The following is a 13,446-nucleotide window of genomic DNA, read 5'->3' on the forward strand; positions in this document are numbered from 1 at the left end:
GGGGAGTCGGAGGGGCGGTTCAGGCGTCCGGCGGTGTCGGCTCCTGGTGGTACACCGCGTGCCACACCTCGTTGCGCACCGCGGCGAACTCCGGCGAGAGCCGCAGCTCCTCGGTACGCGGCCGGGGCAGCGGCACGTCGACGACACGGTGGACCCTGCCGGGGCGGGCCGCCATCACGACGACCCGTTCGGCGAGGTACACCGCCTCGTCCACGTCGTGCGTCACGAACAGGACGGTGCGCCGCTCGCGCGTCCACGTCGCCAGCAGCTGCTCCTGCGAGCGCACCCGGGTGAGCGCGTCGAGCGCGCCGAAGGGCTCGTCCATGAGCAGGACCGCCGGGTCGACCGCGTACGCCCGTGCCAGCGCGCAGCGTTGCTTCATCCCGCCCGAGAGCGTGCGCGGCAGCGCGTCGGCGAAGTCGCCCAGCCCGACGAGGGCGATGGCGTGGTCGGCGCGGCGGCGGCGCTCGGCGGCCGGCAGCCGGGTCAGGCGCAGCCCGAACTCGACGTTGCCGCGCACGGTGAGCCACGGGAACAGCGCGTACTGCTGGAAGACGACACCCCGGTCGGGGCCCGGGCCGCGCACCGGCACCCCGTCCACGAGGACCTCGCCGCCGCTCGGCGTGTCGAGTCCCGCGGCGAGATTGAGGAGCGTCGACTTGCCGCACCCCGACGGACCCACGACCGCGACGAACTCGCCCTCGGCGATGTCGAGCGAGAGCCGGTCGAGCGCGGTGAACACCCCGCCCTTGACCGGGTGATGGCGGCTCACCGCACGGAAGGAGATCTTCGCGCGGCCCGGAGCGGGGGCGGCCGCCTCCCGCGGGGCCCCGGCCTTCCGGGTCGGGTGCGGCACCTCGCCCTGCCGGGTCGCGCGCGGCACCTCGCCCTGCCGGGTCGCGCGCGGGACCTCGCCCTTCCGCGTCGTGTGCGGCGCGGAGGTCTGCCGGGGCGCGTGCGGCGCGGGTGTCCCTTCGCCCGTCCCCTCGCGGGCCGTGCCGCCGCGCGCGTCGTGCGTCTCGTACGAAGGCCGTGTCATCGTCGCTCCTGCCAGGAGGTGAGGTGCCGCTCCGCCCGCAGCAGCAGGCGGTCCATCACGAGTCCGACGACCCCGATGGTGAGGAGCCCGACGAAGATCGTCGGCAGGTCGTAGTAGGTCTGCGCGTGCGTCATCTCGTAGCCGAGCCCCTTGTCCGCCGCGATGAGTTCGGCCGCGACGAGCGTGGCCCACGAGGAGCCGAGCCCGATCCGCGCCCCCACGAGCAGGAAGGGCGTCGACGCGGGGATCACCACCTTGAGGAAGATGACCCGGTCGGGGGCCCCGAGCACGCGCGCCGCGTTGATGAGCGTGCGGTCCGTCGCCGTGACGCCCTGGAGCGCCGCCACGACGGTCGCGAGGAACGAGGCGAGGAAGATGACGAACACCTTCGGCGTCTCGCCGATCCCGAGCAGCACGATCGCGAGCGGGATGATCGCGAGCGGCGGCACCGCGCGGAAGAACTGCACGTACGGTTCGAGCAGCGCCCGCACCGGCGGGTACCAGCCCATCAGGAACCCGACGGGTACGGCGAGCACGACGCCGATGACGAAGCCGATCAGCACCCGGCGCAGGCTCGCCAGCGTGTCGGCGAGCAGCGAGCCGTCGGCGATCATCTCGGCGGCCCGCCGCGCCACCGGCCAGGGCCCCGGCACGTCCACGATGCCGGTCGCGGCGAGCAGCCACCACACGCCGAGCCCGAGCCCGAGCGCGAGCAGGTTGAGCAGCGGCGCGGGCGGTCGCCGCCGCGTACGGCGGGGCGCGGGGCCCCGGTCAGGCGCTGCGGTGCTCTCGGGGACGGGGATCACGGCCACGACGGCCTCCCTCGGGACGGGACGCGCGCAGGTGCTCCCCCGGGCCGCGCGGCGGCCGCCGTACGGCCCGCGGCACACGCGTCGGATACGGGTACGGGGACGACCGGGCGCAGCGGCGGCGGTGACTCGCGCAGCACGAGGGCGAGCGCGCCGAGCGCCCCGCCCGCGTCCCCGAGCAGCGCGGGACGCACCTCGGGCGCGGGCCGCCCCGCGGGCATGAGGTGGGCGTCGAGTGCGCGGCGTACCGCGCCGAACAGCGGCTCGCCCGCCGCGGCGAGTTCCCCGCCGAGCACGACGGCGGACGGGGCGAGGGCCTGGCACACGGCGGCGAGCACCCGCCCGGCCCGTTCCCCCGCGGCCGCCACGGCGCGTACGGCGGCGGGCTCGCCGGGCAGCGCGGCGAGCAGCCCCGCCAGGTCCCCCGCGGGCGGGTACGCGTCGAGCACGGCGCCCAGCGAGGCCGCCGACTCCAGGCAGCCGCGCTTGCCGCAGGAGCAGGGCGCGCCGCCGGGCTCGACCGTGATGTGGCCGAACTCCCCGGCGAGCCCGCCCCGGCCCCTGTGCAGGTTCCCGGCCACGACGAGCCCGCCGCCCACGCCGTACGAGAGCCGCAGGTACGCCACGTCGGCGACCCCGGCGGCGGCCCCCCACGTCGCCTCGGCGAGCGCGGCCAGGCGCGTGTTCGTGTCGAGGAGGACGGGGGCGCCGAACCGGCGGCGCAGGAGGCCGGTCACGGCCGACAGCCGCGGCGCCGGGTCCGCGCACCCCCCGTCCCGCGAGGCACCCCCGTCCTCCGCGGGGCCCGCGCCTTCGACGGGGCCCCCGCTCCCCACCGGGTCCACGCCTCCCGCGGGGCCCGCGTCCTCGGCCTCCCCGCCCGCGACCGGCCCGACGACCCCCACCCCCACCCCGCCCAGCGAGGCGAGCCGCAGGCCACCGCCCGGGAGTTCGCCGACGAGGCGGGTCGCGAGGTCCAGGCGCTCGGGCCACGTCACGTCCGCCCCGTGCGCCGCGCTCGCTGTGCCGACCACCTCGTGCGCGACGTTGACGGCGGCGACGTGCACCGCGCGGCGCGCGAAGTCGATGCCGAGCGCCTGCCCCGCCGCGGGGTCGAGCGACAGCGTCTCGACGGGCCGCCCGCGGCGGCGCCCCTCGGCGGGCGGCGCGGCGGCGACGAGCGCGCCGCGCGCCACGAGGGCGCCCACGATGTCGTACAGCGTCGTGCGCGAGAGCCCGCTGAGCCGCGTCAGCTCGGCCCGGGGGAGCGGGCCGTGGGTGCGCAGCAGGGACAGGACGAGTTCCTCGTGACCGCGGCGCAGCCGCGCCAGCGGTCCGCCCTCGGGGTCGGTCGGCATGCGGGCCAGGGTGCGCGGCGGCCCCCTTTAGGTCAACGCCCCGGAAAAAATCCCCGCCCCCGTTCCGCTCGGTGTTCCCGCAGGTCAGCGGTGTCCCCCGCGGGCCCGACTCCTGAGGGGTTTTCACGAGCCCGCAATGTGCCGCAACAGGGCGGCGGGCTCAGGCGTCCCAGGCGCACCGGAAGCCGAGGTTCCCCGCGGTGCTGTCGGGCGTGTTGGAGGTGCGCGCCGCGACGCGGTAGCGGTTGCAGTACGAGTGGTGGCACAGGTACGAGCCGCCGCGCATGACCCGCGAGGTGCCCCGGCGCGGGCCGCGCGGGTCGGACGCGGGGCGCGCGGAGTGCTCCGTGGTCCAGCGGTCGGCGCACCACTCCCAGACGTTGCCGGCGACGTTGTGCAGCCCGTAGCCGTTGGGCGGGAAGGCGTCGGCGGGCGCCGTGCCGCGATAGCCGTCGGCGGCGGTGTTCTGGGTGGGGAAGCGGCCCTGCCAGATGTTGCAGCGGTGCTCCCCGCCGGGCGTCAGTTCGTCGCCCCACGGGTAGCGGCGCTGCGGGAGGCCCCCGCGCGCCGCGTACTCCCACTCGGCCTCGGTCGGGAGCCGCCCGCCCGCCCACCGGCAGTAGGCCGCGGCGTCGGACCAGCCGACGTGCACGACTGGGTGGTCCCCGCGCGCGGCGAGGTCGCTTCCAGGGCCCTCGGGCGCCCGCCACGTCGCTCCGCTGACGCCGCACCACCACGGCGTTGCTTCCGGGCGCGGCGAGACGCGGCGCAGGGCGGCCGGCAGGAAGCCGGCGAACACGAAGGACCAGCCGAAGCGCTCGGCCTCGGTGACGTGCCCCGTCGCGGCGACGAAGGCGGCGAAGCGCGCGTTGGTCACGGCGAGCGTCCCGATACGGAACGGCGAGAGGCGCACCTCGCGCACGGGGCCCTCGCCGTCGGCCGCGAACCCCTCCGCGTCCTGCGTGCCCATGAGGAAGGTGCCGCCGTCGAGCGCGACGGAGGGTTCGGGGCCCGGCCCATCGGGGCCCAGCTCCTGGGGGAGCGCGGGGACGGTGGGCGCCGCAGCGTCCCGTACCGGCACCGCGAGCGAGAACAACGCCTCGCCCGCCCCCGGCGCGCAACAACTTCCCCCGTGCGCTTCCTCGCGCGCTTCCTCCGGCGTGCCCCCGTGCGTCCCCTCGTGCGTGCCGTGCGGCATCCCTCTCCCCTTTCGTGCCCCGTCCGGTGGCGGCAGGCCGAGGCTACGGGACCGGCGGGGAATGCCCCGCACGCGGATCGCACGTGCGTTCCCGTACATGCGGGCGAGAAGACGGAGGTGTGCGTACGTGTGTTCGCAAGGAAATCCGTACGCCCGTTCGGCACCTCCCGCTGGAGCGGGACCTCGGCCGTACGGGTTTGTCAACAGGCCCCTTCCGTTGTTCAGTTGGTCACTACCGTGGGCTGCCATCGCCCCCCGCCGCACCGTCGCGCGGGAGTGGCGCGAGATCTGTGCCCGCAGCATGAAATCCCCCCGTACCGAGGACGTCGATGACACACCTCCGCGCCTCCGCCGGGCGAGCGGACCGCCGCGACGGCGGGGCCCGCCACGGCAGACCGGGCAGCCTGCTGCCCGAGTCGCACATACGGACACTGCTGCTGCGCACCGCGGTCCTGCCCGCGCTCGCTGTCGCGCTCAGCGGCCTCGCCGCCGTGCTGCTGCTCCTCGGCGCCGAGGACGACCTCGGGGGCGCGGTACGGCTCGGCGTCGGCCTCGCGGCCGGGGTCGCCCTCGCCGCGCTGTGCGGCGCCGTGCTCGCCGCGCGCCGCGCGAGCCGTACGGTCCTCGACCGCGTCGGCGCCCTGCGCACGACGAGCGCCCGCCGCCAGACCGAACTGCGCGGCCTCGTCGACCGCTTGCGGCGCGGCGAGCTGCCCCCTGTGCGCGAGGCGCCCGCGCGCCCCGACCGCGGCGGCGACGGTCTCGATCTGCTCGCCGACGAACTCCACCGCTTCCACGACGTCGCGATGTCCTCCGTCGTACGGGCCTCGCAGCTCTCCAGCCACGCGGGCCACGAACAGAAGGTCGAGGTCTTCGTCAACCTCTCGCGGCGGCTCCAGTCCCTCGTGCACCGGCAGATCCAGGTGCTCGACGAACTGGAGAGCGGCACCGAGGACCCCGCGCTCCTCAAGGGCCTCTTCCACATCGACCACCTCGCGACCCGCACCCGCAGGCACGCCGAGAACCTCGCGGTGCTCGGTGGTTCCGTGCCGCGCCGTCAGTGGAGCACCCCCATCCCGCTCCAGCAGGTGCTGCGCTCGGCGGTCGCCGAGGTCGAGCAGTACCCGCGGGTCAGGCTCGTCCCGCCGGTGGACGGCGCGGTGCACGGGCAGAACGTCGCCGACATCGTCCACCTCATCGCGGAACTCGTCGAGAACGCCACGCTCTTCTCCGCGCCGCACACCCCCGTGCTGCTCCGCGCGGGCAGGGTCGCCGCGGGGCTCGCCGTCGAGATCGAGGACCGGGGCCTCGGCCTCGATCCCGCCGAGCGCCACCGCATGAACACGGTGCTCGCCGACCCCGACCAGGTGAACCTCGCCGGGCTCCTCCAGGACGGCCGCATCGGCCTCTACGTCGTCGCCACGCTCGCCCGCCGGCACGGCATCGCCGTGCGCCTCCAGAGCAACATCTACGGCGGGGTCCAGGCCGTCGTCGTCCTGCCCACCGCCCTCCTGGGCGAGGTACCGGCCGCCCCCGCGGAGGTCGGCGCGGGCGCCGGTGCGGCGGAGGTGGGGACGGAGCCGGTCGACGCGGAGGTCGTCGAGGACGAAGAACCCGCCGACGAGGCCGGAACCGGGCCGGACGCGGCGTCCGCCCCCGAGGACGAGTCCTCCCGTACGGGCGAGACGCCGCTGCCGGGCGGTACGGAAGGGACGCGCCCGCCGGGCGAGCCGGAACCCGCGGCCGCGCGGGGGGAGACCTCCGCGCCGGGTTCGCCGGCCTCACGCGAGGCGCCCGCCGCGCCGCGTACCCCCGAACCCCCCGCCCCCGAACCCCCCGCCCCCGAACCCCCTGCCCCAGGGCCCCCGTCCACCCCCGCCGCCGGACACCCCCCGCTCCCCGTCCGCGGTGCCGTCGACTCGCTCCCCTCCCGCCGCACCCCCCACCCCCGCGTCCCCGAGAAGCCAGGGCCCGCACCCGCGCCCGAACCCCCCGCGCCGCGCGACACTCCCGACGGGTCCCCCGACCGCGAGCCGCCGCGCCCCACCGTCCCGCTCCCCAAGCGCGGCGCGACCGGCGTGCCCCGCGCCACCCCGGCCGAAGCCCGTCCCGGCACCCAGCCGGGCGCGCCCCGCGTCTCGTTCGCCGACGCGGGCGCCATCGTCGCGCTCACCCGCCGCGACGGCAGCCCGGTCAACGACCCCGAGGGTCCCGCGCCCGGGCTGCCCAAGCGCCAGGCGCAGACCCACATGGTTCCGCAACTGCGCAGGGACAACGGCGATGTCACGGAGGCGCGCACGGACGAGCCCGACGGGGACGACACCTTGCACACGCCCGACCTCATGGCCGCCTTCAGGCAGGGCTACGACCGCGCGCAATCCGTGCCCCAAGTGGTGCCGCCGCACGAGGAGTTCAGCGAGCGCGCCCCCGCCGAACCGCCCGCACGGGCCGACTGAGCCGCCGCCCCGCCGGAAGGCGCACCCCAGGCCGCACGGCCCACCGCCCGTACCCGTATGCAAGGAGCGACACCCTCATGGCGAGCGAAGCCCCCCGAGCGGGCAGCGTGTCCGACCTCGACTGGCTGCTCAGCGGCCTCGTGCAGCGCGTCGCGCACAGCCGCAGCGCCGTACTCCTCTCCGCGGACGGACTCGTCAAGTCCGTGCACGGGCTCGACAAGGACAGCGCCGACCACCTCGCCGCACTCGCCTCGGGCATCCACTCCCTCGCCCGCGGCGCGGGCGTCCGCTTCGCGGACGGCGGCGAGGTGCGCCAGGTCGTCATCGAGCTGTCCACCGCGCTGCTCTTCGTCTCGGCCGCGGGCTCGGGGACCTGTCTCGCCGTCCTCGCGGGGCCCGAGGCCGACCCGGGCGTGCTCGGCTACGAGATGGCGATGCTCGTGAAGAGCGTGCGCCCCTTCCTCGTCACGCCCGCCCGGCGCCCCGCGCGCGCGGCGCGGACGAGCTGAGCGGCGGCCCCCGTGACACTCCAGCCCGCGGGCGGCCGCCGCCGTCGCAAGGAGGGCAGGGCCTGGTACGACGGCGAGGCCGGGCGCCTCGTGAGGCCCTACACCGTCAGCGGCGGGCGCACCACGCCCCGCACCGCCTTCGGCCTGCTCTCGCAGGTGCGCGCCACCGGCACCCCGGCTCCCGCGCACCTCGGGCCCGAGCACAGCGAAGTGCTCGGCCTGTGCTCCGTACCGGCATCCGTCGCCGAACTCGCCGGGCGGCTGCGGCTGCCCGTCGTGGTCACCAAGGTGCTGCTCTCCGACCTCGTGGACTGCGGCTCCCTCGTCAGCAAACAGCCGGACACTTCCCCCCACCCCACGGACCGGTCCCTACTGGAGGCACTGCTCGATGGACTACGACGACGGCTCTGAGACCTTCCCCGCCGCCCTGAAGATCCTGGTCGCCGGTGGTTTCGGAGTGGGCAAGACGACCTTCGTGGGGGCGGTGAGCGAGATCGCCCCGCTCAGCACGGAGGAACTGCTCACCAGCGCCAGCGCCGGGACCGACAGCCTCGAAGGCGTCGAACGCAAGACGACCACCACGGTCGCGATGGACTTCGGCCGCATCACGCTCGACCGCGACCACGTCCTCTACCTCTTCGGCACCCCGGGCCAGGAGCGCTTCTGGTTCATGTGGGACGAACTCTCCGAGGGCGCGCTCGGCGCCGTGGTCCTCGCCGACACGCGCCGCCTCGCGGACTGCTTCGCCGCCGTCGACTTCTTCGAGGAACGCGGGCTCGGCTTCGTCGTCGCCGTCAACGAGTTCGACGGCGCGCACCGCTACGAGGCCGACGAGGTGCGTACCGCGCTGTGCCTGCCGCCGCAGGTCCCCGTCGTGCACTGCGACGCCCGCATCTCCAGCTCGGGCATCCAGACCCTCCTCACCCTCGTCAAGCACCTGCTGACGGCCGCACGTCCGGCCCCCGCCCCGGCAGCCGTCCCCGGCGACAGGGCCAGCGCATGACCACCGCGCGCCTGAACACCGGGCGTCTCCTGCTGCTCCCCGACGACCCCGAGGCCCCCGAGCGCGAGCGCCGCCTCGCCGCGCTCGGCCTCGGCGCCGCGCCCGTGCCCGCGCTCGACGCCCACGCGGCACGCCTCGCGGCGGGCGCGGGCGCCCCCTTCGCCGGCGTCAACTTCGTGCACACCGACCACCAGTACCTCGCGGGACTCCACCCGCGAGGCGTCCCCGCCGCGGCACGCCGCCTCCCGCGCGCCCACGGCTTCTGCCCGTACGTCGTCGTCCGCCGCAAGGCACTCGTCCTCGACGACGTACGCGACTACCCGCGCTTCTCGCCCAACGAGGCCGTCGACCTCTCCGGCGTCCACGCCTACCTCGGCGCCCCGCTCACCGACCACGACGGCTTCGTCCTCGGCACTCTGTGGGCCGCCGCGCGCGAACCGCGCGACTGGGGCCGCGAGGCCCTGGCCCTCGTGAAGACCCTCGCGGCCGAACTCGCCCCGCTCGTGCGCGAGGGAGGCGCGGAGCGGCGGGGCGGAGGCGCCTGAGGGGACCGCCGTCGGGGGCACGCGGCGCATGAGCGGCCCGCCGCGGGGGAGGGGACTTCCCACGAAGCCACGAAGCCCCCACCCGAAGGAGCAGGACCCCCATGACCGCAGCAACGCCCGGCGTGCTCCAGAGCGGCGACGGAGCCGCCGTCGCCACGTACACCTGGCTGCCCCCGGAGGGCCGCAGGCCGCGCGCCTTCCTCCAGCTCGTCCACGGCGCTGCCGAGCACGCCCGCCGCTACGAGCGCTTCGCCGACCACCTCACCGCGCGCGGGTACGGCGTCCTCGCCTCCGACCACCGCGGCCACGGCGCCACCGCCCCCTCGACCGGCGGCTACGGCGTCACCGGCACCGACGAGGGGCCCGAGGCGGACGGCTGGCTCGCGATCCTCTCCGACCTCAAGGCCGTCGGCGACCAGGTCCGCGCCCTGTACCCCGAGGTGCCGGTCCTGATGCTCGGCCACAGCCTCGGCTCCATGCTCGCCCGCGAGTACGCCCAGGAGTACCCCGACGACCTCGCGGGACTCGTCCTCACCGGCGTCTTCCGCTCCCTGCCCGGCGCCGAGTACGCGTCGAGCACGGCCCGCCTGGAGGAGGAGATCGCCGCCCGCGGGCGCGCCTTCGTCAGCGACTTCGTTCCCCGCCTCTTCGCCTCCTTCAACGACGGCTTCCCGCACAGGACCGGCTTCGAGTGGCTCTCGCGCGACGAGGCCGAGGTCGACGCCTACGTCGCCGACGAGCGGTGCGGCTTCCCCTTCTCGGCGGGGCTCGCGTACGACTGGGTGCGCGCCGCGTACCGCGTCAACGACCCGGCCCGCCTGGCCCGGATGCCCCGCGACCTGCCCGTGCACCTCGCCGCGGGCACGCTCGACCCGTGCAACCAGCGCATGACCCTCGTCAACGAACTCCTCGACGACTACCGCTACCACGGCGTGAGCGACCTCAGCTGGAAGGGCTACGAAGGCGCGCGTCACGAGATCCTCAACGAGACGGAACCCGACCGTGCCCTGGTGTACGAGGACCTGACGGGGTGGCTGGACGCGCACACGCTCTGAGCGGTTCCGCCCCGTACCCTGCCCGCCCGCCGGGCACGTGTGCGGTCCCTCCGCATCCCGGGACGCGCCGACGCCCGCGCGCGCACGGTGGCATGATCTCGGGCGGCGGCATCACGGCCGCGCGCACGCGTACGGAGGGACTGCGGTCATGGCGGCGGGAGAGGGAGCGGCGGGGGAGCGGACCGCGGAGGGCGGCGAGGGGCGCGCGAAGGCGCGGCGAGCGGCGCGCCAGAACGACCGCTCCGGCCTGTGGACCAGGGACTTCGGCCTCTTCTTCACCGCGCGCGCCGTCGCGAAGCTCGGCGACACGATGCTTCCCGTCGCCCTCGCCGCCGGTCTCCTCCAGGAGGGGTACGGGGCGGGCGCCGTCGGTCTCGCGATGGCCTCCTCGGTCGCCCTCTTCGCCGGGCTCGTCATCTTCGGCGGCGTCATCGCCGACCGCTTCGACACCCGCAAGCTCATGACCGGCGCCGACTCCGTACGGGTCCTCACGCAGTCCGTCGCCGCGCTGCTCTTCTTCACGGGCAGCGCCCGGCTGTGGCAGATCTGCGTCATCGGCGGCCTCAACGGCATCGCTTCGGCCCTCTTCCAGCCGGGCGTCGCCTCGACCGTGCCGCGCCTGGCCGCCGATGTGCAGAAGGCGAACGGCGCCGTGCGCGTCGCCGAGTCCGTCGCCGCGCTCCTCGGCCCGGCCTTCGCGGGGATGCTCGTGGGGCTCGCCTCGCCGGGTGCCGTCTTCCTCGTCCACGCGGGCACGTACCTCGTGAGCGCGTTGTGCCTGCTCACGCTGCGACTCCCTGCCGCGGCCCCGCGCGCCGAGACCGAGGCGCCGAGCCGCTTCCGCGCCGATCTCGTCGAGGGCTGGCACGAGTTCCGCTCGCGGGTGTGGCTGTGGGGCGTCATCTCGGTGTGGGGCCTGTACATGGTCGCCGCCTGGGGCCCGACCGTGCCGCTCGTCGCGACCCGCGTCGTCGACGAGCACGGTGCCGGCGCGTACGGGCTCATCAACACCGCGCTCGGCGCAGGCACCGTGCTCGGCGGGCTCATCGCGCTGCGCCTGCGTCCGCTGCGCATGCTCCGCGCGGGCGCCATCGCCTTCTTCTCGGTGAGCCTCTTCCCCGCGGCGGTCGGCGCGGGTCTCCCCGTCGCCGGGATGGCGGCGGGGGCCTTCGTCGCGGGCGTCGGCACGGCGTTCTGGGGCGTCATGTGGGCGACGACGGTGCAGACCCAGGTGCGCCCCGAGGTCCTCAACCGCATCCACGCCTACGACGTCGCGGGCTCCCTCGCGCTGCTCCCGGTCGGCCAGGCCCTCGCCGGCCCGGCCGCCGCGCTCTTCGGCACCGACGCGGTCCTCCTCGCGGGCGGCGTCGTGATCCTCGTCTGCGGCACCGTCCTCCTCCTGGTCCCCGGCATCCGACGCCTCCCGCGCGCCGAACCCGCGCTCGCGCCCGCGGCGACCGGGGGCGCGCTGCCCGCGCAGGACGAGCCCCGGCGACAGGCGAGGGCCTGAACGGAGGCGGCACGGGACCGCGGGCATTCGCGGTACGGGCCGCGACGCGCCGCCCGTAAGGGCCTGCGCTCCGTACGAGTCCCCGGGGGCCCGTACGACCTCAGCGCCCGGTCCCCAGGAAGCCCCCGATCCGCTCGCGCAGCCCCGCCGCGTCCAGGCCGTGCGCCGCGACGTGCTCGGCGGCGGAACCGTAGCGGCGCAGCTCGGCACGGCCCACGCCGAGACCCAGGACGCGGTGCGGCCTGTCGACGAGCGCTTCGGCGACGGCCGCCGTCGACGTCCCCGCGAGGTACGGCTCCACGAGGACGACGTCCGCCGCGTCGGTGGCGTCCACGGCGGCGCGCAGGGCCACGCCGTCGAAGGGGCGCACCGTCGTCGCGTACAGGACGGTGACGTCGATGCCCTCGGTCGCCGCGAGTACCTCGTCGAGCAGTGGCCCGACCGCGAGCACGACGCCCGCGCGCCCCTCGCGCAGCACGAGCGGTGCGCTCCCGTCGACGGGCCTCGCCACCGCGTTCGTCTGCTCCGAGAGCCGTACGTAGACCCGGTCGTCGCCCCGCACGGCGTGCCGCAGCAGCGCCTCGGCCTCGTCGGGGTGCCCGGGGACGTGCACCGTCCACCCGTCGAGCGTGCCGACGAGGGCCACGTCGCCCGGCGACATGTGCGTGAAGCCGCCCGACGCGATGTCGTACGAGGCTCCGGAGCTGACCAGGACGCCGCCGACGCCCTGGTGCCCGAAGTCGAGCTTGACCTGCTCGAAGGGCCGCTCGACGAGGAAGCTCGCGAAGGTGTGCAGGACGGGCCGCATCCCGGCGAGCGCGAGCCCGCCGCCCGCGCTCACGAGCAGCTGTTCGCGAATGCCGAGGTCGATGACCCGGTCGGGGTGGCGGCGGCCGGCCTCGGTGAAGCGGTCGCCGCTGATCACGGCGAGGACGACGGCGAGGCGCTCGTCCTCGTCGAGCAGAGTGGTCATGGTGCTGCCGAAACGGTCACGCATGGATTCCACGGTGGTCCTCCTGTTCAGTTCTTGGCTTCGACGTGGGCGACGACGGCGAGGGGACGCCCCGGGTGCGGGGTGGTGAAGGCCCCGTACAGCGCCTCGTGATCACGCCCGTCGACGTCCTCGACCGCCCAGCCGCCCGCCGCGAAGCGTGCGGCGAGCGCCCCCGGGCGCCTCCAGCGGGCCGAGTCGTTGTCGATCACGACGGTGTGCAGCCGGTCGAGCCCCGCCGCTCCCGCGTAGGCGACGGCCTCCTCGTTCGAACCCTCGTCCAGCTCGGCGTCCCCGACGAGCACCCACACGGCCGCGTCGCCGAGCCCGCGCGCCCGCAGGCCGAGCGCGACCCCCACCCCGAGCGGCAGCCCGTGCCCGAGTGAACCGCTGCCGATCTCGACGCCGGGCACGAGCGTGCGGTCCGGGTGGAAGCCGAGCGGCGAGCCGAATCCGCCGAAGCCGTCGAGCCACGCGACGGGCACGAAGCCCTTCGCCGCGAGCACGGCGTAGTACGCCATAGGCCCGTGCCCCTTCGACAGCAGGAACCGGTCACGCCCCGGCGCGTCCACGGTCTCGGGCGTCACGCGCAGCACCCGGTCGTAGAGCACCCACAGCGCGTCCAGCGTCGAGGTCGCCGCGGGCCCGTGCTTCTCGTCCCCGGTCAGCCGCGACATGAGCCCCGGCAGCTCCGCGTACCCCTGAGAACCGGCCGTTGCCGGCGTGAAGATCGTCATGCGGACGACGATAAAACCTCAACCACGCTTGAGGTCAACGCTCCGCCCGCCCGTGAATCGGCACGACCACCGCCCGGGATGCGGTAAGCTTTCTGTGCGCGTCCGGCCCGGGCCTCCCACCGAAAGCCCAGGTCACTCGCGCATCGGGACGTGGCGCAGCTTGGTAGCGCACTTGACTGGGGGTCAAGGGGTCGCAGGTTCAAATCCTGTCGTCCCGACTTTTCGAAGTCGCAGCT

General features: G+C 75.6%; 13 protein-coding genes and 1 tRNA gene. 8 read left to right on the forward strand and 6 right to left on the reverse strand.

The genetic code is table 11. The features are described from left to right. Positions 1-19: 19 nt before the first annotated feature. The 4 genes from ACQYWQ_RS27105 to ACQYWQ_RS27120 form a co-directional block, all read right to left on the reverse strand. Entirely contained in the window at positions 20-787 is a 768-nt protein-coding gene (locus tag ACQYWQ_RS27105; protein ID WP_431039371.1) for an ABC transporter ATP-binding protein, read from the reverse strand. 248 nt (positions 788-1,035) lie between these two features. Beyond that, positions 1,036-1,851 carry an ABC transporter permease gene (locus ACQYWQ_RS27110; RefSeq protein ID WP_431038239.1) on the reverse strand — a complete coding sequence of 272 codons (816 nt, stop codon included), beginning with the start codon at positions 1,849-1,851 and terminating at the stop codon, positions 1,036-1,038. Further along, on the reverse strand, positions 1,842-3,206 hold the full coding sequence (locus tag ACQYWQ_RS27115) for an ROK family protein (RefSeq protein WP_431038241.1): 1,365 nt from the start codon (positions 3,204-3,206) through the stop codon (positions 1,842-1,844). The genes ACQYWQ_RS27110 and ACQYWQ_RS27115 overlap by 10 nt, the downstream gene beginning before the upstream one ends. A gap of 160 nt (positions 3,207-3,366) precedes the next feature. After that, positions 3,367-4,302 (reverse strand): formylglycine-generating enzyme family protein, encoded by a 936-nt coding sequence (locus ACQYWQ_RS27120; RefSeq protein WP_431039372.1) that lies wholly within the window; start codon positions 4,300-4,302, stop codon positions 3,367-3,369. A 431-nt stretch (positions 4,303-4,733) separates the two neighbouring features. Between ACQYWQ_RS27120 and ACQYWQ_RS27125 the strand changes: the two genes are divergently transcribed. The 7 genes from ACQYWQ_RS27125 (at position 4,734) to ACQYWQ_RS27155 (ending at position 11,482) form a co-directional block, all read left to right on the forward strand. After that, positions 4,734-6,860 (forward strand): ATP-binding protein, encoded by a 2,127-nt coding sequence (locus ACQYWQ_RS27125; RefSeq protein WP_431038243.1) that lies wholly within the window; start codon positions 4,734-4,736, stop codon positions 6,858-6,860. Positions 6,861-6,937: 77 nt separating this feature from the next. Next, complete coding sequence (locus ACQYWQ_RS27130) at positions 6,938-7,369, forward strand: roadblock/LC7 domain-containing protein (RefSeq protein WP_431038244.1); 432 nt, start codon at positions 6,938-6,940, stop codon at positions 7,367-7,369. A gap of 12 nt (positions 7,370-7,381) precedes the next feature. After that, positions 7,382-7,780, forward strand: coding sequence for a DUF742 domain-containing protein (locus ACQYWQ_RS27135; protein ID WP_007819784.1), 399 nt, complete (start codon positions 7,382-7,384; stop codon positions 7,778-7,780). Beyond that, positions 7,758-8,372, forward strand: coding sequence for a GTP-binding protein (locus ACQYWQ_RS27140; RefSeq protein ID WP_431038246.1), 615 nt, complete (start codon positions 7,758-7,760; stop codon positions 8,370-8,372). Before ACQYWQ_RS27135 ends, ACQYWQ_RS27140 begins: the two co-directional genes overlap by 23 nt. An 11-nt stretch (positions 8,373-8,383) precedes the next feature. Continuing rightward, on the forward strand, positions 8,384-8,917 hold the full coding sequence (locus ACQYWQ_RS27145; RefSeq protein ID WP_431039373.1) for a GAF domain-containing protein: 534 nt from the start codon (positions 8,384-8,386) through the stop codon (positions 8,915-8,917). 101 nt (positions 8,918-9,018) lie between these two features. Further along, positions 9,019-9,972, forward strand: coding sequence for an alpha/beta fold hydrolase (locus ACQYWQ_RS27150; RefSeq protein WP_431038248.1), 954 nt, complete (start codon positions 9,019-9,021; stop codon positions 9,970-9,972). Positions 9,973-10,120: 148 nt separating this feature from the next. Beyond that, entirely contained in the window at positions 10,121-11,482 is a 1,362-nt protein-coding gene (locus ACQYWQ_RS27155; protein WP_431038249.1) for an MFS transporter, read from the forward strand. Positions 11,483-11,582: 100 nt separating this feature from the next. Here ACQYWQ_RS27155 and ACQYWQ_RS27160 read toward each other — a convergent pair whose 3' ends face one another. Next, a complete protein-coding gene (locus tag ACQYWQ_RS27160) occupies positions 11,583-12,488 on the reverse strand; it encodes a transketolase family protein (protein ID WP_431038250.1) in 906 nt (301 codons plus the stop codon). Between the two features lie 14 nt (positions 12,489-12,502). After that, entirely contained in the window at positions 12,503-13,210 is a 708-nt protein-coding gene (locus ACQYWQ_RS27165) for a transketolase (RefSeq protein WP_431038252.1), read from the reverse strand. A 144-nt stretch (positions 13,211-13,354) separates the two neighbouring features. Between ACQYWQ_RS27165 and ACQYWQ_RS27170 the strand changes: the two genes are divergently transcribed. Next, a tRNA-Pro gene (locus ACQYWQ_RS27170) sits at positions 13,355-13,428 on the forward strand. Positions 13,429-13,446: the final 18 nt, after the last annotated feature.

The organism is Streptomyces sp. P6-2-1, from assembly GCF_050613165.1.
In the GTDB taxonomy this organism is placed as follows: Bacteria; Actinomycetota; Actinomycetes; order Streptomycetales; family Streptomycetaceae; genus Streptomyces.

What these genes read in the sequence shown, in the direction of transcription:
- ACQYWQ_RS27115 (WP_431038241.1), bottom strand. Translation starts at nt 3,206, where the DNA reads ATGCCGACCGACCCCGAGGGCGGACCGCTGGCGCGGCTGCGCCGCGGT.
- ACQYWQ_RS27125 (WP_431038243.1), top strand. Translation starts at nt 4,734, where the DNA reads ATGACACACCTCCGCGCCTCCGCCGGGCGAGCGGACCGCCGCGACGGC.
- ACQYWQ_RS27130 (WP_431038244.1), top strand. Translation starts at nt 6,938, where the DNA reads ATGGCGAGCGAAGCCCCCCGAGCGGGCAGCGTGTCCGACCTCGACTGG.
- ACQYWQ_RS27140 (WP_431038246.1), top strand. Translation starts at nt 7,758, where the DNA reads ATGGACTACGACGACGGCTCTGAGACCTTCCCCGCCGCCCTGAAGATC.
- ACQYWQ_RS27150 (WP_431038248.1), top strand. Translation starts at nt 9,019, where the DNA reads ATGACCGCAGCAACGCCCGGCGTGCTCCAGAGCGGCGACGGAGCCGCC.
- ACQYWQ_RS27155 (WP_431038249.1), top strand. Translation starts at nt 10,121, where the DNA reads ATGGCGGCGGGAGAGGGAGCGGCGGGGGAGCGGACCGCGGAGGGCGGC.
- ACQYWQ_RS27165 (WP_431038252.1), bottom strand. Translation starts at nt 13,210, where the DNA reads ATGACGATCTTCACGCCGGCAACGGCCGGTTCTCAGGGGTACGCGGAG.